At 64.4% G+C, this 23645-nt stretch carries 19 protein-coding genes; 16 read left to right on the top strand and 3 right to left on the bottom strand.

From position 1 onward, the window contains the following. A partial coding sequence (locus AC1RR3_RS04605; RefSeq protein ID WP_492819740.1) for a VCBS domain-containing protein occupies window positions 1–1486 on the top strand: 1486 nt, incomplete at its 5' end. Between the two features lie 141 nt (window positions 1487–1627). Continuing rightward, window positions 1628–3859 (top strand): CHASE2 domain-containing protein, encoded by a 2232-nt coding sequence (locus tag AC1RR3_RS04600; RefSeq protein ID WP_492819738.1) that lies wholly within the window; start codon window positions 1628–1630, stop codon window positions 3857–3859. A 145-nt stretch (window positions 3860–4004) separates the two neighbouring features. Here the strand turns inward: AC1RR3_RS04600 and AC1RR3_RS04595 are convergent, their stop codons facing one another. Continuing rightward, complete coding sequence (locus tag AC1RR3_RS04595; protein WP_492819736.1) at window positions 4005–5600, bottom strand: ABC transporter substrate-binding protein; 1596 nt, start codon at window positions 5598–5600, stop codon at window positions 4005–4007. A 199-nt stretch (window positions 5601–5799) separates the two neighbouring features. Here AC1RR3_RS04595 and AC1RR3_RS04590 point away from each other — a divergent pair, with 199 nt between their 5' ends. From AC1RR3_RS04590 to AC1RR3_RS04540, 11 genes are all read left to right on the top strand, one after another. Then, the gene (locus AC1RR3_RS04590) at window positions 5800–7461 is read left to right on the top strand and encodes an ABC transporter substrate-binding protein (protein ID WP_492819734.1); all 1662 of its coding nucleotides are present in this window, start codon (window positions 5800–5802) and stop codon (window positions 7459–7461) included. A 199-nt stretch (window positions 7462–7660) separates the two neighbouring features. Then, window positions 7661–8614 (top strand): ABC transporter permease, encoded by a 954-nt coding sequence (locus AC1RR3_RS04585; RefSeq protein ID WP_492819732.1) that lies wholly within the window; start codon window positions 7661–7663, stop codon window positions 8612–8614. A gap of 209 nt (window positions 8615–8823) precedes the next feature. Continuing rightward, a complete protein-coding gene (locus AC1RR3_RS04580; RefSeq protein WP_492819730.1) occupies window positions 8824–9726 on the top strand; it encodes an ABC transporter permease in 903 nt (300 codons plus the stop codon). 138 nt (window positions 9727–9864) lie between these two features. Beyond that, the gene (locus tag AC1RR3_RS04575; protein WP_492819728.1) at window positions 9865–10926 is read left to right on the top strand and encodes an ABC transporter ATP-binding protein; all 1062 of its coding nucleotides are present in this window, start codon (window positions 9865–9867) and stop codon (window positions 10924–10926) included. Next, window positions 10923–11120, top strand: coding sequence for a hypothetical protein (locus AC1RR3_RS04570; protein WP_492819726.1), 198 nt, complete (start codon window positions 10923–10925; stop codon window positions 11118–11120). Before AC1RR3_RS04575 ends, AC1RR3_RS04570 begins: the two co-directional genes overlap by 4 nt. After that, window positions 11117–12532: an amidase gene (locus AC1RR3_RS04565; protein ID WP_492819724.1), complete on the top strand. Its 1416-nt coding sequence runs from the start codon at window positions 11117–11119 to the stop codon at window positions 12530–12532. The genes AC1RR3_RS04570 and AC1RR3_RS04565 overlap by 4 nt, the downstream gene beginning before the upstream one ends. Beyond that, window positions 12529–13503 (top strand): ABC transporter ATP-binding protein, encoded by a 975-nt coding sequence (locus AC1RR3_RS04560; RefSeq protein WP_492819722.1) that lies wholly within the window; start codon window positions 12529–12531, stop codon window positions 13501–13503. Before AC1RR3_RS04565 ends, AC1RR3_RS04560 begins: the two co-directional genes overlap by 4 nt. A gap of 296 nt (window positions 13504–13799) precedes the next feature. Further along, window positions 13800–14069, top strand: a complete 270-nt coding sequence (locus tag AC1RR3_RS04555; protein WP_492819720.1) for a GlsB/YeaQ/YmgE family stress response membrane protein — start codon at window positions 13800–13802, stop codon at window positions 14067–14069. A gap of 274 nt (window positions 14070–14343) precedes the next feature. Next, window positions 14344–16089: a type I secretion system permease/ATPase gene (locus AC1RR3_RS04550; RefSeq protein WP_492819718.1), complete on the top strand. Its 1746-nt coding sequence runs from the start codon at window positions 14344–14346 to the stop codon at window positions 16087–16089. Further along, window positions 16086–17420, top strand: coding sequence for an HlyD family type I secretion periplasmic adaptor subunit (locus AC1RR3_RS04545; RefSeq protein ID WP_492819716.1), 1335 nt, complete (start codon window positions 16086–16088; stop codon window positions 17418–17420). The genes AC1RR3_RS04550 and AC1RR3_RS04545 overlap by 4 nt, the downstream gene beginning before the upstream one ends. A gap of 158 nt (window positions 17421–17578) precedes the next feature. Further along, window positions 17579–19048 (top strand): AMP nucleosidase, encoded by a 1470-nt coding sequence (locus AC1RR3_RS04540; protein ID WP_492819714.1) that lies wholly within the window; start codon window positions 17579–17581, stop codon window positions 19046–19048. A gap of 18 nt (window positions 19049–19066) precedes the next feature. On the opposite strand, the gene AC1RR3_RS04535 is transcribed toward AC1RR3_RS04540, so the two are convergent. After that, window positions 19067–20566, bottom strand: a complete 1500-nt coding sequence (locus AC1RR3_RS04535) for a hypothetical protein (protein WP_492819712.1) — start codon at window positions 20564–20566, stop codon at window positions 19067–19069. A 36-nt stretch (window positions 20567–20602) separates the two neighbouring features. Between AC1RR3_RS04535 and AC1RR3_RS04530 the strand changes: the two genes are divergently transcribed. Continuing rightward, window positions 20603–20992, top strand: coding sequence for a DUF1488 family protein (locus AC1RR3_RS04530; protein WP_492819710.1), 390 nt, complete (start codon window positions 20603–20605; stop codon window positions 20990–20992). Window positions 20993–21117: 125 nt separating this feature from the next. Next, window positions 21118–21885: a hypothetical protein gene (locus AC1RR3_RS04525; RefSeq protein WP_492819708.1), complete on the top strand. Its 768-nt coding sequence runs from the start codon at window positions 21118–21120 to the stop codon at window positions 21883–21885. Window positions 21886–21922: 37 nt separating this feature from the next. On the opposite strand, the gene AC1RR3_RS04520 is transcribed toward AC1RR3_RS04525, so the two are convergent. Then, the gene (locus AC1RR3_RS04520; protein WP_492819706.1) at window positions 21923–22405 is read right to left on the bottom strand and encodes a CinA family protein; all 483 of its coding nucleotides are present in this window, start codon (window positions 22403–22405) and stop codon (window positions 21923–21925) included. 165 nt (window positions 22406–22570) lie between these two features. Between AC1RR3_RS04520 and AC1RR3_RS04515 the strand changes: the two genes are divergently transcribed. Further along, window positions 22571–23629, top strand: coding sequence for an amidohydrolase family protein (locus AC1RR3_RS04515; protein WP_492819704.1), 1059 nt, complete (start codon window positions 22571–22573; stop codon window positions 23627–23629). Window positions 23630–23645 lie beyond the last annotated feature (16 nt).

The following is a 23645-nucleotide window of genomic DNA, read 5'->3' as shown; positions in this document are numbered from 1 at the left end:
CGACCTGATCGACACTCATACGGCAAGCGCCGTGTTCAAGTCGTCGACGTCGAGCGCAAGCCTGCCCGGCTTCGACGACGGCACCTCGCTCGGGACGTTCACGATCGATTCGTCGGTGGCCGAGTTCAACACCGACACCGACAACGGCGCGACGCTCGGCTGGCACTTCAGCCTCGACAACAGCAACACGGTGCTGCAATCGCTGGCCCGGGGCCAGTCGATCACCGAGGTCTACACCGTGACCTTCCTCGACAATCACGGTGCTTCGGTCACCCAGGACGTCACTGTGACCATCAACGGCGTCAATGACGCCCCGACGCTCGCTGACGCCTCGCTCGACGCCGTAGCGGGCGACAACAGCAACCCGAGCGGCAGCACCATCAGCGCCATCTTCGACGGCAAGTTCGCCGACGTCGACGCCGACTCAAGCTTCCAGGCGATCGCGGTGACGTATGACGGCGCCCTGGCTTCCGAGGGCGTCTGGCAATACGAGGTCGCCGGAACAGATCAGTGGGTCACGATTGGAGCGGTCAGCGAGGGGAATGCGCTGGTGCTCGGCACCGACGCGCTGCTCCGTTTCGTCCCGGCCGACGGTTTCACGGGGACGCCGGGCACGCTGGGCGTCCATGCGCTCGACGATACCTATACCGGCGAGATCACCGACGCCGGTTCGGCGGCGACGACCGACATCACGGGCGGCACCGGCGGCACCACGCCGATCTCGGACAAGCTGACCACGATCGATACGGAAGTGACCGCGCCCGAAAGCCCGCAGGCCAGCGGACCGGTCATCAACACCGACAGCTTCCACGTCACGCACCTCCGTGAGGGCGACGTCACCGAAGTCATTACCGATCTCGTGGTCACCGACACCGATGCTGGCGCCGCAAACGACGTCTTCACCGTGGAGGTGTCGACCGCTCATCCGGATACCAGCAGCGTCAGTGTTGATCCGACGTCCGGCTCGCTCGACCAGATTAACACCGGCCTCGCGGAAGGCTACGGCATCAGCTACGAGCCGACCGGCGCCAGCACCGATGAATACCCCGTGCCGCCGGACACCGACCAGATCACGGTGAAGGTGACGGATACGACCACGGGCCTGTCCGACACCGTCAACTTCATCTTCGTCGAGGGCGAAAACAGCCAGGGCATCACCCTGGAGGGCACCGGCGGCAAGGACGTGATCTTCGCCACCGAGTCGAGCGATACGCTGGTCGGCGGTGCCGCCAAGGACCAGTTCGTGTTCGGGCCGGCGGCGTCGCAGGACACGGTCCTGCACACCGTCAACGATTTCGAGTTCGGCCTCGACAAGATCGACCTGCGGCAGTTCAGCGGCATCAGCTCCTTGAACGATCTTGCCCCGACCGAGCAGAACGGCGGTACGTTGCTGACGCTCGACAACCACGAGACGATCCTGCTCAAGAACGTCGCCCTGGCAAACCTCAGCACCACCGATTTCATCTTCGGGACCCACATCACCTAGCGATGCGCCGGAAGGCAATCGCGCGCGTCCTGACCGCGGCAAAAAATCCATAATCCTTCCCGCCAGGGGAATAGCCAATTACGCGCCGGCGCTGCATGATCGGCGCCTCAAGCGTGGTTTAGGGCAGGACGTCGGACTGAAATGAAACGTCTCAAGATCCTGCGGCGGTGGTTCACGCGGAAGTTCGGCTTTGCGCGGCTGATGTGCCTGGCGCTCCTGGTCATCTTTGCCGGCGCGCGCCTGTGGGATCCGCCGCCGGTGCAGGAATTGCGGCTGCGCACCTTCGACATGTTCCAGCTGATCGATCCGCGCCACAAGGCGGCGCGGCCGGTCACCATCGTCGACATTGACGACAAAAGCCTCGCCAGGCTCGGCCAGTGGCCGTGGCCGCGCACGCGGATTGCCGACCTGATCCAAAACCTCACCAGCAACGGCGCCGTCGTGATCGGCTTCGACATGGTGTTCTCGGAAGCCGACCGGCTCAATCCGGATCTGGTCGCGAGCGACATGCGCTATCTCGACGACGCCACCCGTGCCAGGCTGCGCGAGCTGCCGAGCAACGACCAGATCCTCGCCGACGCGATCAAGCGCTCGCGCGTGGTGCTGGGCGAGACCGGGCAGCGGGCGATCTCGTCTGAGCTCGACAAGACGCTGCCGTTCACCGGCGTCGCCACCGTCGGCGAGGAGAATTCCGAACGCTTCCTGTTCGAATTCCCCGGCCTGCTCCGCAACGTGCCCGTCATCGAGAAGGTCGCGGCCGGCCGTGGCCTGTTCTCGATCAAGACCGAGCGCGACGGCCTGATCCGCCGCGTGCCGCTGATCATGCGAGCGCAGGGCAACATCATGCCCTCGCTCAGCCTCGAGATCCTGCGGGTCGTCACGGGAACGCCGACACTGCTGGTCAAAACCGACCCGGCGGGCGTGCTGGCGATACGCCTCAAGGGCGTCGAGATTCCGACCGACAGGAACGGCCAGCTCTGGGTGCACTATGCGCGCCAGGATCCTGCGATCTATGTGTCGGCCGCCGATGTGCTCGACAACACCGTGTCGCCGAGCAAGATCGCCGGCAAGCTGGTGCTGGTCGGCACCTCCGCGGTCGGTTTGAACGACATCAAGACCACGCCGGTGTCGTCGACCATGCCGGGTGTCGAGATCCATGCCCAGGTGCTGGAAAGCGTGCTGAGCGGCGCGGTGATCTCGCAGCCCAACTACGCGCTCGACGTCGAGCTGCTGGCCGCGCTTGTCATCGGCCTGCTCGTCATCATCTTCACGCCGAATCTCGGCCCCGTGCGCCTCGTGCTTGCAGGCGCCGCCTTCGCGGCCATCCTGGTCGGGGTATCCTGGTTCTACTACACGCAGCGCCGCTACCTGATCGACTTCACCTATCCGCTGCTCTCGACCACTGCGATCTATCTGACGCTGATCTTCGCCAGCTTCGTGCGTGAGCAGCGCCAGCGCGTGCAGATCCGCGGCATGTTCGCGCAATACATGTCGCCGGTGCTGGTCGAGCAGCTGGCGCAGTCGCCGGAAAAGCTGGTGCTCGGCGGCGAGGAGCGCGAGATGACGATCATGTTCTCCGACGTGCGCGGCTTCACCACGATCTCGGAGAGCTACAAGCACGATCCGCAAGGGCTGATCGCGCTGATGAATCGCTTCCTGACGCCGCTCACCGACGTGATCATCGATCAGAAGGGCTATATCGACAAATACATGGGCGATGCCATCATGGCGTTCTGGAACGCGCCGATCGACGACAAGGAGCACGAGGTCAACGCCTGCGAGGCCGCGATCCAGATGCTGGAGCAGATCGACGCGGTCAACAAGGAGCGCCAGCAGGAGGCCACCGATGGCGGCCATGTCTACATCCCGCTCAATGTCGGCATCGGCCTCAACACCGGCATCGGCGTCGTCGGCAATATGGGCTCCGACCTGAAGAAGAACTATTCGGTGCTGGGCGACAGCGTGAATCTCGCCTCGCGCCTGGAGGGACAGTCGAAGGAATACGGTTTCCCGATCATCGTCGGATCCCGGACGGCGCTCGCCGCCAAGGACAAGTTCGCGATCATCGAGCTCGACTTCATCATGGTCAAGGGCAAGACCGAGCCCGAGGTGATCTACGCCATCGCCGGCCGCGAGGACGTGATGCATTCGGGCGCCTTCCAGCGCCTGCGCAACGTCACCATCGAGATGCTCGGCTGCTACCGCAACCGCGACTGGCAGGGCGCGCTCGACGCCATCGAGCGCGGTCGTCGCAGTGAGGACGCCGACACGCTGGAAAAGCTGTTCGGGCTCTACGAAGTGCGCATCAAGGATTTCCAGCTCAATCCGCCGGCGGACGGCTGGAACGGGGCGTTTGCGTTGCTGACGAAGTAGGGGGCAGATCTGTAGGGTGGGTTAGCCGCGCGACTGCGCGAAGCGCAGTTCGCGAGGCGTAACCCACCAACTTCGTTCCGCATTCGCAGAAAGCATGGTGGGTTACGCTACGCTAACCCACCCTACGATTGCGGTGTTTGAAGCCTCACTCCACCCCGATCGTCGTCAGATCCTGGAACCAGTGCTGCGCCTGCACGAACTGCTTCACCTTCGGCGACAGCGCGTGCGGGTTGGTGTCGTGGACGACCCAGACCAGTACGGCGTCGTCGACGATCAATGCATGCGCCTGCGCGATCAGATCGTCCTGCCTGGCGGTGTCGAAAGTCTGCTTGGCCTCGTTGATCAGCGCATCGACCTTCGGGTTCTTGTAGCCGCCCCAGTTGACGCCCACGGGCGCGATCTGGTCGGAGGCGAAGAAACGGACGATGGCGTAGAGCGGATCGGACGTGACGTAGGCGATGTTGTTGGCGGTGATGCCGGCGTTCATCTCGTCGGCCGCGCCCTTGCGCCAATGCGTGTAGAGCGTCTCGAGCTCGACCACCTTGAAGTCGATCTCGATGCCTATCTCCTTGAAACTCTGTTGCAGGAATTCGTTCATCGGCAGCGACAGCATCTGGCCGGTGCCGCCCTGCGCGATGATGAAGGTGGCCTTCAGCGGTTTTGCTTTTGAATAGCCGGCTTCTTCGACGAGCTTCTTGGCCGTGGCGAGATCGTATTTCAGCTCGAAGCTCGGCTTGCCGAACCACGGGCTCGACGGGTCGACCTGGCCCTTGGCGGGCTTGGCAAGGCCATTCATCAGGCCGACGACTTCGTCGCGGTTGATCGCGAGGTTGAGCGCTTTGCGCAGGCGGATGTCGGTCCAGGGCGAGCCCGGCAGCACGCTGAGATGATAATTCCAGACATGCGGCGTGACGTTGTCGACGATCTTCATGCCGGCAGCCTTGAGCTGCGGCACGGCGTCCGGCGCCGGCGTCTCGATCAGGTCAACCTGTCCGGCGAGCAGCGCATTGGTGCGCGTCAGCGCTTCCGGCATCGGCACCAGAACGAGCTTGTCGACCTTGGGGATGCGCTTCTTGTTCCAGTAGTCCGGATTTTTGGTCAGCTCCGCAAGCTCGCGCGGCACCAGTTTCGTCAATTTGAACGGGCCGGTGCCGGAGGGCTGGCTGGCGAACTTGTCCCAATCCTTGCCGAGCTTCTCGTATTGCGCCGGGCTCGACACCAGGAACCACAGCATCTGATAGGGAAAGAAGGAATCGACCGTCTTGGTGGTGATCTCCACCGTGGAATCGTCGATCTTGGCGTAGCTCGCGACCGAGGGCAGGCGGGTCTTCACCTGCGCGCTCTGGCGCTTGTCGAATTGCGGCGCCTTGTCGTTGAGCACCTTGTCGAGATTCCAGATCACCGCGTCGGCGTTGAACTCGCTGCCGTCGTGAAACTTCACGCCCTTGCGAAGGGCGAAGCGCCACTTCGTCTTGTCGGTGTCATCCACCTTCCATTCGGTGGCGAGGCCGGGCACCAGCTTGCCCGGACGGTCGGCGACGTCCATCTCCCACGCCACCAGCGGATCATAGATCGTGTAGGCCGTGAACTGATAGGCGCCGGCGCCGCGATCGGGCTGGCCTGTGGTCAGCGGAATGTCCGCCATCGAGATGCCGTAACGCACCACCGTTTCGGCGCGCGCCGAGATTGCGGAAACTGCCAGCGCAAGCACGGCGAGACAGGTCGATAAACGAATACGCATGGCCCAAAGCTCCCAGGAGATTTCGGAGCTAAACTTGCAAGCTTGATGCCAGAATAGGCAACTTGGTGCTCGTGCCTACATCCGATCACAAGGACTTGTCGTCGCAGGAGCAATTTGCAGAAAAAGTTTCTCCTTGGCATAGCCATTGCATACGATTGCATCAAAATTAGTCATCGATATCAGGAAAAGGACTGAGGTAATGCCTATCAAGAAAAACATGACCCGCGCGGCGCTGATTGCGCTTCTGGCGCTCGGCAGCGCGGCCGCATGGCCGCGCGTCGCCAGCGCGGAGACCGTGCTGCGCATAGGCATGACCGCAGCCGATATTCCGCGCACGCTGGGCCAGCCGGATCAGGGTTTTGAAGGCAACCGCTTCACCGGCCTTACCATGTATGACGCGCTGACCGGCTGGGACCTCTCCTCCGCCGACAAGCCGAGCGTGGTGATCCCCGGCCTTGCCACCGAGTGGAAGGTGGACGACGCCGACAAGACCAAATGGACCTTCAAGCTGCGCCCCGGCGTCACCTTCCATGACGGCTCGCCGTTCAATGCCGACGCGGTGGTGTGGAACGTCGACAAGGTCTTGAAGCAGGACGCGCCGCAGTTCGACCCCAGCCAGGTCGGCGTCACCGCCTCGCGCATGCCGACGCTGGCCTCCGCCAAGAAGATCGACGACATGACAGTCGAGCTCACCACCAAGGAGCCCGACAGCTTCCTGCCGATCAACCTCACCAACCTCTTCATGGCGAGCCCGGCGAAGTGGCAGCATTTCTATGACAAGGCCGAAGGCGCCGATGCCAAGGCGAAGTCGCAGGCCGCCTGGACTGCGTTCGCCAAGGACGCCGCCGGCACCGGCCCGTGGAAGATGGTGAGCCTGACCCCGCGCGAGCGGCTCGAATTCGTGAAGAACGAGAATTACTGGAATAAGGCGCGCGTGCCGAAGGTCGACAAGATGGTGCTGTTGCCGATGCCGGAGGCGAACGCCCGCACCGCGGCGCTGCTCTCGGGGCAGGTCGACTGGGTCGAGGCGCCGGCGCCGGACGCGCTGCCGGAATTGAAGCAGCGCGGCTTCAAGCTCTACGCCAACGAACAGCCGCATGTCTGGCCGTGGCAGTTCTCGCGCATCGAGGGGTCGCCCTGGAACGACATCCGCGTGCGCAAGGCCGCCAACCTCTGTATCGATCGCGAGGGCCTCAAGGACGGCCTGCTTGCCGGCCTGATGGTGCCGGCGACCGGCACCTTCGAGCCCGGCCATCCCTGGCGTGGCAAGCCGACCTTCGAGATCAAATACGATAAGCCGGCCGCGCAAAAGCTGATGCAGGAGGCAGGCTTCGGACCGAACAAGAAGCTGACGGTCAAGGTCCAGACCTCGACCTCGGGCTCGGGCCAGATGCTGCCGCTGCCGATGAACGAGTATCTTCAGCAGGCGCTGGCCGAATGCTATTTCGACGTGCAGCTCGACGTCATCGAGTGGAACACGCTGTTTAGTGCCAACTGGCGCAAGGGTGCCAGCGATCCGTCGGCCCGCGGCTCCAACGCCATCAACGTCACCTATGCGGCGATGGACCCGTACTTCGCGCTGGTGCGCTTCCTGCAATCGGGCATGGCGCCGCCGGTCTCGAACAATTGGGGCTTCATCAACAATCCCAAGTTCGACGAGTTGGTGAAGAGGGCACGCCAGACCTTCGACCCCGCCGCGCGTGATGCTGCGCTCGCCGAGCTGCACGCGGCCTCGGTCGACGATGCCGCCTTCCTCTACGTCGCCCACGACGTCGGCCCCCGCGCCATCAGCCCGAAGGTGACAGGCGTGGTGCAGCCGAAGAGCTGGTTCATCGACTTCTCGCTGGTGTCGATGCAGTAGTTCGCTCGCGCGACACGCTCAGTGCACCCTCTCCCCTTGTGGGAGAGGGTGGCTTCGCGTTAGCGAAGCCGGGTGAGGGGTCTCTCTCCGCGAATGCGGGCCCCTCGACCGACGCAATGTTGCCCGCGGATAGAACCCCTCATCCGGCGCTTGCGCGCCACCTTCTCCCACAAGGGGAGAAGGGAAGAAAGAATCCGACGTGCTCGCCTATATCGCCAGACGCATCGTCTATGTCATCCCGATCGTCATCAGCGTGGCGCTGGTGTGCTTTCTGCTCGTCCACATCACGCCGGGCGATCCGCTCGTCGCCGTGCTGCCCGCCGACGCCTCGCAGGAGCTCGCGGCGCAGCTCCGCACCGCCTACGGCTTCGACCGGCCGCTGCCGGTGCAGTTCGGGCTCTGGCTGCTTCGTGCCCTTCATGGCGATCTCGGCAATTCCATTGCCACCGGGCGCCCCGTGCTCGCCGAAGTCATGCGCGCGGTCGGCAACACGGTTACGCTCGCGATTGCCGCCGCCATCATCGGCTTCACCATGGGCATCCTGCTCGGCCTGATCGCCGGCTATTTCCGCGAGACCTGGATCGACAAGGTCGCGACCTCCTTTGCCATCGGCGGCGTCTCGGTGCCGCATTACTGGCTCGGCATGGTGCTCGTCATCATCTTCTCGGTGCAGCTGAACTGGCTGCCCGCGGTCGGCGCCGGGCCCAACGGCTCCAACTCCTGGGCCTGGGACTGGGCGCATCTGCAATATCTCGTGCTGCCCGCGATCACGACGTCCGTGATTCCGATGGGCATCGTCACCCGCACCGTACGCGCGCTCACCGGCGACATCCTCAGCCAAGATTTCGTCGAGGCGTTGCGCGCCAAAGGCCTGCATGAGACCGGCGTGTTCCGTCACGTCATCAAGAACGCCGCGCCCACCGCGCTCGCGGTGATGGGGCTCCAGCTCGGCTACATGCTCGGCGGCTCGATCCTGATCGAGACCGTGTTCTCCTGGCCGGGCTCGGGCTTCCTGCTCAACTCCGCAATCTTCCAGCGTGACCTGCCGCTATTGCAAGGCACGATCCTGATCCTGGCGCTGTTCTTCGTCTTCCTCAACCTGCTGGTCGACATCGCACAAGCCGCGATCGACCCGCGCATCAAGCGGGGCTAGCCGATGAGCCCAGCTGTAGCCATGCAAGAGGTGCGCTCCCTCCCCCGCCTGCGGGGGAGGGTTGGGGAGAGGGTGTCTCCTCTGGCGAGAACCCCCAAGACGAGAGAACCCTCACCCGCGCCTGCGGCGCGACCTCTCCCGCAAGTGGGCGAGGTGCACCGCCGCCTTGGCCTGCACCGATCGAGCCATAATCTTCAGGGAGCCAGCCGATGAGCGAGCTTCCGTTGTCAGCCACTGCCGATGCCGCGCTGCAGGCCGCACCCGCGACCAAGGCGCGCGGCTATTGGGCGACCGTCGGCCGCCGCATCGCCCGCGACAAGGTCAGCATGGCCTGCGCGCTGGTGCTGCTGCTGATCTTCCTCTCCGCGATCCTTGCACCATGGCTTGGGCTTGAGGATCCTTACAAGGGCTCGATGATCCGCCGCCTGCGCCACATCGGCACATCAGGCTACCCGCTCGGCACCGACGAGCTCGGCCGCGACATGCTGGCGCGGCTGATCTATGGCGGGCGGCTGTCGCTGGTCATCGGCATTTTGCCAGTTATCCTCGCCTTCTGCATCGGCACCTCGCTCGGCCTCGTCGCCGGCTATGTCGGCGGCAAGCTCAACACTGCGATCATGCGCACGATCGATGTGTTCTACGCGTTCCCCTCCGTGCTGCTCGCGATCGCGATCTCCGGCGCGCTCGGCGCCGGCATTCTCAACTCCATCGTGTCGCTGACCGTCGTGTTCGTGCCGCAGATCACCCGCGTCGCCGAGAGCGTCACGACAGGCGTGCGCAACATGGACTTCGTCGAGGCCGCGCGTGCCTCCGGCGCGGGTCCCTTCACCATCATGCGGGTGCACATCCTCGGCAATGTGCTGGGCGCGATCTTCGTCTATGCCACCAGTCTCATTTCGGTCTCGATGATCCTGGCCGCCGGTCTCTCCTTCCTCGGCCTTGGCACCAAGCCGCCGGAGCCGGAATGGGGCCTGATGCTGAACACGCTGCGCACGGCGATCTATGTCAATCCGTGGGTCGCCGCGCTTCCGGGCGCAATGATCTTCGCGGTCTCGATCTGCTTCAATCTGCTCTCGGACGGCCTGCGCAGCGCCATGGACATCAGGAATTGAGATGATGATGCAGGTGTACACCGGCCCCACACACAAGGTCGTCATGCCCGGGCTTGTCCCGGGCATCCACGATCTTTGGTCCGCGTGGCAAGGCGTGGATGGCCGGGACAAGCCCGGCCATGACGGCGTGAAGATGCCATGAGCGAGAGCAGCAATTCCGTCGCCATGCTGGAGCCGATCGAAGACCTTGGCGGCATCGCGCAGCCGTTGCTCCAGGTCAACGGCCTGACAAAGCACTTTCCGGTCCGCGGCGGATTGTTCGCCGCGAAACGCACCGTGCGTGCGGTGGACAACGTCTCCTTCTCCGTCGCCAAGGGCGAGACGGTCGGCATCGTCGGCGAGTCCGGCTGCGGCAAGTCCACCACCGCGCGCCTGCTGATGCATCTGATGCCGCGCGATACCGGCGAGATCATCTATGACGGCATGGCCGTCGGCCGGTCGCTGAGCTTGCGCGAACTGCGCCGCGGCATGCAGATGGTGTTCCAGGATTCCTACGCTTCGCTCAATCCGCGCCTGACCATCGAGGAATCCATCGCCTTCGGCCCCAAGGTCCACGGCATGGCCGACGGCGCGGCCCGTGCGCTGGCGCGCGAGCTGCTCGGCAAGGTCGGCTTGCGTCCTGAAAACTTCGCCAATCGCTATCCGCACGAAATCTCCGGTGGCCAGCGCCAGCGCGTCAACATTGCGCGTGCGCTCGCGCTGTCGCCACGGCTGGTGATTCTGGACGAAGCCGTCTCCGCGCTCGACAAATCCGTCGAGGCGCAGGTGCTCAATCTGCTCGCCGATCTCAAGCGCGAATTCGGTCTGACCTATCTCTTCATCAGCCACGACCTCAACGTCGTCCGCTACATCTCGGACCGCGTGCTGGTGATGTATCTCGGCGAGGTCGTCGAGCTCGGGCCCGTGGACCAGGTCTGGGACAACCCCGCGCATCCCTATACGCGCGCACTTCTCGCGGCGATGCCGTCGTCCGATCCTGATCGTCGTACCGAGAAGCCGCCGATCACGGGCGATCCGCCCAATCCGATCGACCCGCCACCGGGCTGCCGTTTCCACACCCGCTGCGCATTTGCGGAGCCGCTCTGCGCAAATGCAGCACCAAAGCTCACGGCCGTCGATAGAATGGGCCACGAAGCCGCGTGCTACATGGCGATCCCGGGTTCAGGCCATAGCCGCGCGCCCGCAGAGGGAACAGCATGACTAGACCGACACCCAAAGAGATCAAGCCGATTGCGCAAGTGGCCGGCGTCCCCGTGGACGACGAGATCGCGACGCGCATCTCCAATTCCATCGGTCCTGCCTTCGAAGGTTTTGAAGCCATCGCCGGCACGCTGCCGTTCGATCTCGAGCCCGCGCTCTATCCGATTGCGCAGACGGCGAAGGTGTCGAAATGAGCCGTGAACCTGCATTGATGACGCTCACCGAGGTCGCGCGCGCGATCGAGATGAAGCAGGTGTCCTCGCATGAGGTGACGCGCGCGCTGCTGCATCGCATCGCGCAGTGGCAGCCGCATCTCAATGCGTTCATGTCCGTCGAAGCCGAGTCCGCGCTGAAGGCGGCCGAGGCCGCCGACGTCGAGCTCGCCAAGGGCAATGTCCGCGGTCCGCTGCACGGCGTGCCGCTCGCGCACAAGGACATGTATTACGACGCTGGCAAGGTCGCGACCTGCGGCTCGCTGATCCGCCGCGATTTCGTGCCGACCGTGACGTCCACCGCCTTGCAGCGGCTGAAGGACGCCGGCCAGGTCCGGCTCGGCACGCTGCACCTTGCCGAGTTCGCCTACGGCCCGACCGGTCACAACGCCCATTACGGCCCGGTGCGCAATCCCTGGAACGTCGCCCACATCACCGGCGGCTCGTCGTCGGGCTCGGGCTCGGCGGTCGCGGCGCGCCTGACCTATGCGGCGCTCGGTTCGGACACCGGCGGCTCGATCCGCATGCCCGCGCATTTCTGTGGCGTCACGGGCCTGAAGACCACCGTCGGCCGCGTCAGCCGCGCCGGCGCGATGCCGCTGTCGCAATCGCTCGACACGGTGGGCCCGCTCGCACGCACTGCCGAGGACTGCGCGCTGTTGCTGGCCTTGATGGCCGGTCTCGATCCCGCGGATTCGACCACCAGCCACGAGCCGCTGTCGGACTATGTCGCGGCGACCAAGAGCTCGCTGAAGGGGCTCAAGATCGGCGTGCCCTCGTCGTTCTATGTCGACGATCTCGACAGCGAGGTTGCGCGCGTGCTGGACGAGACCATCGCGGTGCTCAAGCGCGAGGGCGCCGACATCGTCACAGTCGAGCTGCCGGACCAGCGGCAATTGTCCTCGGCGAGCCAGCTCGTGCTCGCGGCGGAAGCCGCCGCCTTCCACAAGCGCTGGATGATCGAGCGCCCCCAGGATTACGGCCCGCAGGTGCTGATGCGGCTGCAGAACGGTCTCGCCGTTCCCGCCATCACCTATCTTGAAGCGATGCGTTGGCGCGGGCCGGCCCTCGCCGCGCATAACGCTGCGACATCAGGCGTCGACGCGATCGTCGCGCCGGCATCGCCGGTACCGGCGCCGACCATCGAGGAGAGCGATGTCGGCGGCGGGCCGAACGCGCCGGCCATGGTGCAGCGCCTGACGCTGTTCACCCGCCCGGTAAACTTCCTTGGCCTGCCGTCGCTCACCGTGCCCTCGGGTTTCACCAGGAGCGGCCTGCCTGTCGGCATGCAGCTGATCGGCCGCTCCTTCGATGAAGCGACCCTGCTCACCATCGGCGCCGCCTTCCAGCGCGTCACTGATTATCACGACCGGGTACCCACACTGCCGTCATGACAAAGCTCGTCGACATCTCAGGCCTCAACATCCGCTTCACCGGCGAGCGCACGGTCTATGCCGTGAACGATCTCAGCCTTTCGCTCGGTGACGGCGAGGTGCTGGGCCTGCTCGGCGAGTCCGGTTCGGGCAAGAGCGTGACGCTGCGTGCGTTGATGCGGCTGTTGCCGAAGAAACGCACGCAGATCACGGGCAAGGTCAACGTCATGGGACGCGACGTGCTCGCCATGAACGACGAGCAGCTGTCCTCGTTCCGCGGCCAGACCGTCTCGATGATCTTTCAGGAGCCCGCGCTCGCGCTCGATCCGGTCTACACGATCGGGGCGCAGATCGCCGAAAGCGTGGTGCGTCACGAAGGCAAATCTCATGCGGAGGGCAGGGCGCGTGCGCTCGAAATGCTCGAGGTCGTGCGCATTCCCTCGGCCAAGCGCCGGTTAGATGCCTATCCGCACGAGATGTCCGGCGGCATGCGCCAGCGCGCGATGATCGCGCTCGCACTCGCCTGCCGTCCCAAGATATTGCTCGCGGACGAGCCGACCACCGCGCTCGATGCCACCGTGCAGATCCAGATCCTGCTGCTGCTGCGCGAGCTGCAGCGCGAGTTCGGCATGTCCGTCATCTTCGTCACCCATGACATCGGCGTTGCCATCGAGATCTGCGACCGCGTCGCGGTGATGTATGCCGGCCAGATCGTGGAGCAGGGCACGCTCCGCGACATCGTCCGCAGCCCGGTGCACCCCTACGCCAAGGGTCTGCTCGCCTCCACCATCCACGGCGCCAAGCGCGGCGCACGCCTCGAAACCATCCCCGGCACGCCGCCATCGTTGGCCGAAAAGCCGAACAACTGCTCCTTCGCCCCGCGTTGTGCTGTGGCCCAGCCAAGCTGCATCGAGCAATTGCCAGCGAATGTGGAAGTCGGCCCGGGCCGGGCGGCGAGGTGCGTGCTGGCGGAGCCGGTGTCGGCGACATAACCGGTGCGCTCCCGCGCCCCGCTCTCTTGTCCGCCGAAGCCCGCCTTCGGGCGAAGGCGGATGCGGGGAGAGGTGAAGGGCAGCTTGCTCCTGATTTCAAAATTCCGCTACGACAACACCGAGTTGTCACAGTTCACCGCGCGCCACTGGCTAGGCGCACTTCTACTGTGCATGGGGTTGTTTTCGACTTTTTTTGTTTCGCCGACCCCCAACCCGGTCGCGGCGGAACAGCATTCAGACCCCATTCATCCCGATTCCGGTTCCATGCCCCCGTTCATGGAGAGGGACTTCAACTTATGTACATTTCTGGCCAAGGCCTCATCGTCATCCTGTTCGTCGGTCTGGTTGCCGGCTGGCTCGCCGGCAAGGTGGTGCGCGGGAGCGGGTTCGGGATCATCGGCGACATCGTGATCGGCATCGCCGGCGCGTTTGTCGCGAGCTTCCTGTTCCCGAAGCTCGGCATCCATATCGGCGTCGGGCTGGTCTCGGAGATCATCTATTCCGCGATCGGCGCCATCATCCTGCTGTTGGTGGTCCGCCTGGTACGCGGCGGGGGCCGGTTCTAGCGGCTGCCCGGTTCGGTCGATCGGAACTTTCCGCCTCTCCCCAAGGCCGGACCAGGGCTGGGGGGAGGCGGCGATCTTTGCCATAAAAAGCCGCAAAGACTGTGAATACCGGACTTGCGTGCGAGGCCGTCAAGGGGTGATGTGGTCCATCAGGGGACTGGATGAATTCGTCTTCGCTCGCCGCAGGGGAGACGCCATGTTAATCCGGGGCGAGTACCCCTGAACCGCCTGTGAAATCAGGGGCCATGCCCCTCACCTGAAAGAGATCAGACTGATGGCAGCCGTACCTGGCGTCCGCCGTTCAGAGCTCGGTGACGCCTTGCGCGCTTGTCGCACGGCGTTCGTCGGCGTCGGCTTGATGAGCTGCATGATCAACCTGCTCTATCTGACCGGGTCGATCTTCATGCTGGAGGTTTATGACCGGGTGCTGCCGAGCCGCAGCGTTCCGACCCTGGTCGGCCTGATCGTCCTCGCCAGCTTCCTCTATGCGGCGCAGGGCGTGCTCGACATGATCCGGAACCGGATCCTGGGGCGGATCGGCACCGCGCTGGACGAGGCCCTCAACAAGCGTGTGTTCGACACCATCGTGCGCCTGCCGCTGCTGGTCGGCAACCGCAACGAGGGCCTGCAGCCGCTGCGCGACCTCGACAATGTCCGCTCCTTCCTCGGCAGCATGGGCCCGAGCGCGTTCTTCGATCTGCCCTGGCTGCCGCTGTACCTGGCCATTTGCTTCGCCTTCCATGTCATGATCGGTGTCACCGCTTTGGTCGGCGCCGTCATCCTGGTCGGGCTGACGCTGGTCACCGAGTTCATGTCCCGTCAGCCGGCGAAGGAGGCGATGGGCCTTGCCGCCCAGCGCAACGACATCGCCCAGTCCAGCCGCCGCAATGCCGAAGTCATGGTGTCGATGGGCATGACCGGCCGGATGAACCAGCGCTGGAGCGAGGCCAACGAAAAATATCTGGTCGGCAATCAGCGTGCGAGCGATGTCGCCGGTGGCCTCGGTGCGGTGGCAAAAGTGCTGCGCATGATGCTGCAATCGGCCGTGCTCGCAGTCGGCGCCTATCTCGTCATCCACCAGGAAGCGACCGCCGGCATCATCATCGCCGGCTCGATCCTGTCCGCCCGCGCGCTCGCGCCGGTCGATCTCGCCATCGCGCACTGGAAATCCTTCGTTGCGGCCCGCCAGAGCTGGCAGCGTCTCACCCGTCTTTTGGAGCAGATGCCGGCGCAGACGATGCCGACGCAATTGCAGGCGCCCACCAGCCGGCTCTCGGTCGAAGGCATCGCCATGGTGCCGCCGGGCGACCAGCGCCTGATCGTGCAAGACGTCACCTTCGCGCTCGAAGCCGGCAACGGCCTTGGCGTGATCGGGCCGAGCGGCTCCGGAAAATCCTCGCTGATCCGCGCGCTGGTCGGCGTCTGGCATCCGGTGCGCGGCAAGGTGCGGCTCGACGGCGCGGCGCTCGACCAATGGGCGTCGGACATGCTCGGCCGCCACATCGGCTATCTGCCGCAGGACGTCGAATTGTTCGGCGGCACCATCGCGCAGAACATCAGCCGGTTCGATCCCGAGGCCACCTCCGACGGCATCATCGCCGCCGCCAAGGAAGCCGGCGTGCATGAGATGATCATCAAGATGCGCGAAGGCTACAACACGCAGGTCGGCGAGCAGGGGACTTCGCTCTCCGCAGGCCAGGCCCAGCGCGTGGCGCTGGCGCGCGCGCTCTACGGCCATCCGTTCCTGATCGTGCTCGACGAACCCAACTCCAATCTCGACACCGAAGGCGACGAGGCGCTGACCCGTGCCATCCGCGGCGCGCGCGAGCGTGGCGCCATCGTCATCGTGGTGGCGCACCGCCCGATCGGCGTCGAGGCGGTCGACCAGATCCTGGTGCTGCGCGACGGCCGCATGCAGGCCTTCGGCCCGAAGGAGCAGGTGCTCGCCCAGGTGCTGCAGCCGCGCGTGACCCCGCCGGCGCCGATCAAGATCGTCAGCGAAGGCGGAGCCAAGGCATGAGCACGATGACGATCGGCGGCGCCAAGCCCGTCGCCAGGAAGACCGTGCGGGATTCCATCAAGTTCCACCTGATGCTCGGGCTCGGCATCGTGCTGCTCCTGGTCGTCGGTCTCGGCGGCTGGGCGTCCACCGTGCAGATCTCCGGCGCGCTGATCGCGCCGGGCCAGATCGTGGTCGAATCCAACGTCAAGAAGGTGCAGCACCCGACCGGCGGCGTGGTCGGCGAACTGCGTGCCCGCGACGGCGACGTGGTCAAGGCCGGCGACATCGTGGTGCGGCTCGACGACACCGTCACCAAGGCGAACCTCGCGATCGTCACCAAGAATCTCGACGCGGCGCAGGTGCGCGCAGCACGACTCCAGGCCGAGCAACGCGGGATCGACAAGGTCGACTTCCCGCAATCACTGCTCGATCGCGGTAGCGATCCTGACGTCAAGGCGCTGCTCTCCGCCGAAACCAAGCTGTTCGACGTCCGCGTCAACGGCCGCGCCGGCCAGAAAGCGCAGCTGCGCGAGCGCATCCAGCAGCTCAACGAGGAGATCGAGGGTCTCTCGGCGCAGGAGCGCGCCAAGGACAAGGAAATCTCGCTGGTGCAGCAGGAGCTGGTCGGCGTCCGCGATCTCTACGACAAGCACCTGGTGCAGCTCTCGCGCCTGACCACGCTCGAGCGCGACAACGCCCGCCTCAACGGCGAGCGCGCGCAGTACATTGCTTCGCGCGCGCAGGCCAAGGGCAAGATCACCGAGACCGAGCTCCAGATCATCCAGGTCGACAAGGACATGGTCAGCGAGGTCTCCAAGGATCTGCGCGAGACCAACGACAAGATCGGCGAGCTGATCGAGCGCAAGGTCGCCGCCGAAGACCAGCTCCGCCGTGTCGACATCCGCGCGCCGCAGGACGGCATGGTGCTGCAATCGACCGTGCACACGGTCGGTGGCGTCATCACCGCCGGGGATGCGCTGATGCTGATCGTGCCGCAGGCCGACGACCTCCAGGTCGAGGCCAAGGTCAATCCGGTCGATATCGACAAGCTCCAGATCGGCCAGAAGACGCTGCTGCGCCTGTCCGCCTTCAATCAGCGCACCACGCCCGAGCTCAACGGCGTCGTCAGCCGCGTCTCGCCCGACGTCACCACCGACCAGCGCACCGGCCAGAGTTATTACACCATCCGCGTCTCGCTGCCGGCGGACGAGATCGCGCGCCTCGGCGACTCCAGGATGATCCCCGGCATGCCCGTAGAAGCCTTCGTCCAGACCGGCGACCGCACCATGCTGTCCTATCTGATGAAGCCGCTGCACGACCAGTTGATGCGCGCGTTCCGGGAGAAATGACGCGCGATACCCGCGTGGGGTGGGTTAGGCGAAGCCGTAACCCACCACCTCTCTATCCGCGGAAGCAGAAGTGGTGGGTTACGCTGTGCTGACCCACCCTACAGCACCTCCTTCTTTGCTATAGTTCGATTCAGCCCCAGCAACCCGGCGGTCGAACCATGCAATCCCCATCCTCCATCGCCACCAAATCCTTCACCGACGCCAGCCTTGCCGTCGCCCGTCTCGAAGAAATCTATGAGCGCAACACAAAATTCCTGCGCGACCGGTTCGAGGCTTACGTCAATGGCGAGGCGATCACCACGCGGGTGCGCGCTTATTATCCCTTCGTCCGCCTCACCACCGCGACGCATGCGCGGCTGGATTCGCGTCTCTCCTATGGCTTCGTCGCCGGACCCGGCGTGCACGAGACCAGCGTGACGCGGCCGGACCTGTTTCGCAGCTATCTGACCGAGCAGATCGGTCTCCTGATGCAGAACCACGGCGTGCCCGTCGAGATCGGCGAATCCGCCGAGCCGATCCCGATCCACTTCGCCTATCGCCGCGACATCAACATCGAAGCCGCCATCACCACCAGCGAAAATTCCAACGTCACGCGATCACTGCGCGATGCGTTCGACGTGCCTGACCTCGCCACGATGGACGATTCGATTGCGGACGGCACGTTCCAGCTTCAGGCCGGCGCACCCGAGCCGCTGTCCCTGTTCCGCGCCGCCCGCGTCGATTACTCGCTGCGCCGGCTCTATCACTACACCGGCACCGACCCCGAGCATTTCCAGAACTTCGTGATCTTCACCAACTACCAGTTCTATGTCGATGCCTTCGCGCAGATGTGCCAGCAGCGGCTTCAGTCCGGCGAGGCCGGCCTCGACGCTTTTGTCGCGCCCGGCAACGTCATCACGCGTGCTGGCGGAGCGACGACCGGAGACGCGCCCACACGCGTACCGCAGATGCCGGCCTTCCATCTGGTCGCGCCGGGCTATCGCGGCATCACCCTGATCAACATCGGCACTGGCCCATCCAATGCGCGCAACGTCACCGACCATGTCGCGGTGCTGCGGCCGCATGCCTGGCTGATGCTCGGCCATTGCGCGGGCCTGCGCAACACGCAGCGGCTCGGCGACTACGTGCTCGCGCATGGTTACGTGCGCGAGGACCACGTGCTCGATCGCGAACTGCCGCTGTGGGTGCCAATCCCAGCGCTGGCCGAGATGCAGGTCGCGCTGGAGGAGGCGGTCGAGGACGTCACGGGCCTCGAAGGTTTTGAGCTCAAGCGCCTGATGCGCACCGGCACGGTGGCGAGCGTTGACAACCGCAACTGGGAGATCTCGGGCCCGGAGGTGATCCGCCGCCTGTCGCAATCGCGCGCGGTGGCGCTCGACATGGAATCGGCCGCGATCGCCGCCAACGGCTACCGCTTCCGCGTGCCCTACGGCACGCTGCTCTGCGTCTCCGACAAGCCGCTGCATGGCGAGATCAAGCTCGCCGGCATGGCCAGCGAATTCTACCGCCGCCGCGTCGGCCAGCATCTCGAGATCGGCCTGAAGGCGCTGGAACGGCTCAAGCAGCAGGAATCGGAGCGGCTGCATTCGCGAAAGCTGCGGAGTTTCGCCGAGGTCGCGTTCCAGTAGTCAGGGCTGCCGGTCGGTTCACGTCGGCGCGCGCGGCAGCTTGTCGAGCAGCTCGCGCTCGAGGAAAGCCTTGACGTGCTCGCACGAAAGGTCTGAGTCCATCCGCTCGAGATTGTACCAGCCGCGGGTCGTCAGCAGCGGAGGAAATTTCGGCGCCGGATGGTCGGCCGTGTATGTCGCGGCGACGAGATGCGGTCCGCCTGGATCGACGGCACGGATTTCCACCGACGGCGTGGCGGGGTCCGCGATCTGATGCCGGCTTTGCAGGAATTCCGGGAGATGGGGCAGCCGGATCAGGATGTGCTCGGCGGGCGCGCCGTCGACCTCTCGGCCGCTGTGCAGCGTCGCGAGGGTGAACTGGGCATATTTCGACGACGCCTGGGAATGGGTGAGCACATCACCGATCTCCCGCTTGGCCGAGAGAATGCGTTCAAGCGCGCAATTCACCAGCCCGGGGTCGTCGCCTTCAACGACGATGCCTCCGAAACTGGCTGGCAACGCGGCCTTCGGAATGGCCGCGACCTCAGCTCTTTCCCGTGCCTTGGCATGGAGCGCCAGGGCGAAAGACAGAATCCAGAACGCGAGCGGGACCGAGGCCGTGATGAGGGCGATGGTGCCGACGGCATCGCGCCTGGCCAGAAAGCGGAAAATGGCCGCGGTGAAGATGGCGTAAAATACAAATGTCGGCAGCAGAATGGTCGGCAATAGCAGCCCCAGGACGACGGGGATCGAATAGAGGGCCGCGGGCAAGCTCGTGGTTGGCAATATCGACCAGAGCAGAAAAGCCACGGCGATTGCGGCGCCGATGAACGCCGCTCGTTTCGGTCGCCAGAGATTTGGCTTGGCAGGGCGCAGCGGTGCCGAATTGGGCGGCGGCGGCCGCCAGAGCCGATAGGCTGCCAAAGCAAGGAAGGGCGGCATCGCATGAGGGGCGTAGGCGAGGGGTATATAGAGCCAGGCCGCGATGGACGGAACGTAGGCTGCGACAAGCGGAAGGAAGAACCTCTCGCCGAAAAAGACTGCGCAGATGGCGATCCATTTCAGCAGGACGAGCGCCGCAATGTCGATGATCGCCCCGCCGACGTGGCGCATCATCCCGGTCGCCGGCACCGCGAGCAACGCCATCAGGGTCAGCCCGAACGCGGTAAAAAAGGGATAGTTGGGAAGACCCGTGATTGACGTGAAGGTCACGTCATAGAATCGGCCAGCCCCGGTATATTCCAGGACAGCTTGATCGCCGAACAATATGACTGGCACCAGCCAACCGAGCGATGGCCGCAAGCCGGCATCGCGGGCTCTGGCCGCGCAGATGATCCCGATCACCGTGAGCGGAACGGCAACAAAGACTTGCCAGAACAGAAATGAAAACGCGCCTCCGCACAGGGCCAAAGGGCAATATGGTTTTGGACCGTTTTGCAGATAAAGAAACAGAAAGCTCGTCGCCGGCACGAGGGCAACCGCAATCGCCGCGCATCGGACATAGGCGGAGCGATCGAGAACGCCTCTCCACAGGAACATCCTCTGCTCCCTTGGCTCGCCGCATCAAGACCGGTGATGATACAACCTCAGGAAGAAATTGCCGAGTCTACGTTTTTCTATTCGCATGCTGCTGACAAGTCGCCCGAAATTCAGCATTGTCCGTCGCGGGGGCTCGACCGGGACGACTTGATGCCGCTGACGCGCGACAAGATCATTGGCCATGACCTTGAACGGCTGGCCTTTCGCTTCACCATGCTGAATGAGGGAGAAGTCGTGCAATGCCAGATCAGCGACGCCGCGATGGATGAGCTCGCGGGTATGCAAGGCACCGAGAGCAGCGCGCGCCAGGCGCAGTTCCTGTCCCTGCGCGAAACCATCGAGCGGATCGCATCGGACCTCTACGACGAGGCGCCTCGGGTGCACGGCTATGTGGTGCGGATTTTCATGCGGCATTTGAGGCGATAGCTGCTGCACGCGGGCAACTTGCAAATGGCTGCGAAAGGAATCATTAAGGGCAGCTTGTAGTTGCAATGGAAGGCGGCGACGTGGCGTGAGATCATGTCCGGCAGTCGCCACGCCAGAACGCTCGCATGACCAGACGATCCATATTGCTGCTCGTCGCCGTCGCCCTGCTGGCCGGAAACCTCGCATATGCGAACCTCTCCGGGCCAAGCGCGTTTGCGCGCGATTTCGATCTGAACATTGGGCGCTTTCCTTTGGCTGCGTCGATTGCCCGCAGCGATCCAGCTCTTAGGGCGGTCCTTCTTCGGGAGACTGAAGAGGCGTTCAACGAGGGCGGATGGCCCGCCGCGAATGGCGTGCTCAACATGATCCTGGCCAACGAGATGGAATCCTATGCCGACGACGAGCACATCAATGCCCTGGACCGGGCGGAGCTGGCGGCCCTTCTGAAGCTTGCGAGCAACCCATTGGCTTGCAAGTCCTACCTTTTGGCTGGTTCCCAGGGCGATGAATTTCCGGACGCCGCACAGGAGTTTGCGGATCTTGGGGCGGCACATGGGGCGGCGATCGCAAACGGCTTCGAACGCAAGATGAAGGGTGTTGCCCGGTCACAAGCGAGCGACGCGGAGATCGCGGCGATCGAAACGCAACTGCGTCTGGGGCCATTCGCAGAGCTCACCCGACCGGAGCTTGGCGCCGAGTCGAGATATCTCGACGGCAATCCTGGTCTGATGTGCAGCGCGGCGACCAAGAAGCAGCTCAATCTGCTTTCGGCAGACAGTGCCGACGCGGCCTACGTCTCCCGCATGCGGAGAGCCAGGACGTACAACATCGATATCGTCGAGGTTCGCGCGAAGCTGTGCCGCGAGCCCGGCAACGGCCTGTCCTGCTCCTAGCCCCAATCATCCATCCTCGGATGAGCTGCGCAGTAGCTCACCCCTCCAGCTTCCTCAGCAACAGCTTCAAGGCTGTCGCCGCAAACACCTGCATATTGCCGAACCGGTCGCCGCTGCCCGTCTCCAGCGTCATCACCTCAGCCACAGGCCCCGCCACTGCCATGCAGCTATGGCCGGCGGCGTCGCCGTAGCGGTTGCCGGTGGGGCCGGAGGCGCCGGTTTCGGAGAGGCCCCAGTCGGAGCCGAAGCGGCCGCGCATCTGTTCGGCGAGCAGCTTTGCATAAGGCTCCGATGAGGAGCGAAAGCCCTTCATGCCGTCATCCGAAATATCCATCAGTACGCGACGGGCATCGCGGGTGTAGACCACCGCGCCGCCGAGGAAGTAGGCCGACGCGCCGGGCACCGCGAGCAGGCTGGCCGAGATCAGGCCGCCAGTGGAGGATTCGGCGACCGCAATGGTCTGTTTGCGCGCGATCAGTTTGGCCGCGACCTGTTCCGCAATGCCGACGAGCTCTTTCATCCCTAAAACCCCTTTTGCCTTCGCAACCGAGCTCAGCCTTCCTAGCATATGACAGTGGCCTTGGCCGAGTTGCAGGCGACGGGCAGGCCTGCTTGAATGGTGGACACAAGAGCGGAGCGGCCGAGCGCCGCCCGCGACAAGACGAGGAAACGTGAGGGAGACGTGATGGCGTCCCTGATCGCCGGCGGCGTCGATTGCGACGTGCATCCGGCCGTGCCGCATCTGACCAGCCTGCTGCCGTACCTGAACGACTATTGGCGCGATCAGGTGACGACGCGCGGCATGGTCGATCTCGTCTCGCAATCCTATCCGCAGAACTCGCCGATCGTGGCGCGGCCCGACTGGCGGCCCGAGACGGGAAAACCCGGCGAGAGCCTGGCGGACATGCAGCGCCATGTGCTCGATCCCTTTCAGCTCAAGCTCGCCATCTGCAATCCGCTTTACGGCGTGCAGATGGTGTTTTCGGAAGATTTGCAGGCCGCGTTCTGCCGCGCGCTGAACGACTGGCTGGTGAAGGAATGGCTCGATCGCGACAAGCGGCTGCGTGGCTCGATCGTGATCCCCACGCAAAGCGTCGAGAAGGCCGTCGCCGAGATCGAGCGCTGCGCGCAGGACCGGCGCTTCGTGCAGGTCCTGATGCTGGTGATGGGCGACACGCCGCTCGGCAAGCGCGCGCTGTGGCCGATCTACGAGGCGGCGGAACGGCTGGATCTCGCGGTGGGCATCCACGCCGGTTCCGCCTATCACAATCCGCCGACCGCGGTCGGCTGGGGTTCCTACCACATCGAGGATTATGTCGGTCAGGCCCAGGCGTTCCAGACCCAGCTCACCAGCCTGATCGTCGAGGGTGTGTTCGTCAAATATCCGCGGCTCAAAATGGTGATGCTGGAATCCGGCGTCTCCTGGATCTCCCCCTATCTCTGGCGGCTTCACAAGTTCTGGCGCGGGGTGCGGATGGAGACGCCCTGGGTCGATCGCGCACCGCTGGAACTTGTGCGCAGCAACATCCGCTTCTCGTTACAGCCATTTGATGCACCGCCGGACGCCGAGACATTAATTCGCCTGTTTGATCATATGCAGTCCGACGAATTGGTCCTATTCTCCACGGACTATCCGCACTGGCAATTCGACGGCCAGGACGCGCTGCCCGAAGGTCTCACCCCCGATCTCGTGCGCAAGATCATGATCGACAATCCGCATGCAACCTATCCCCGCTTGACGTGAGCCCGCTGCCAAAGGA

Source organism: Bradyrhizobium sp. GW821-FHT13H05 (assembly GCF_058804065.1).
The sequence above is the reverse complement of the archived record's forward strand: the minus strand, read 5'-3'. Positions and strand labels throughout refer to the sequence as shown.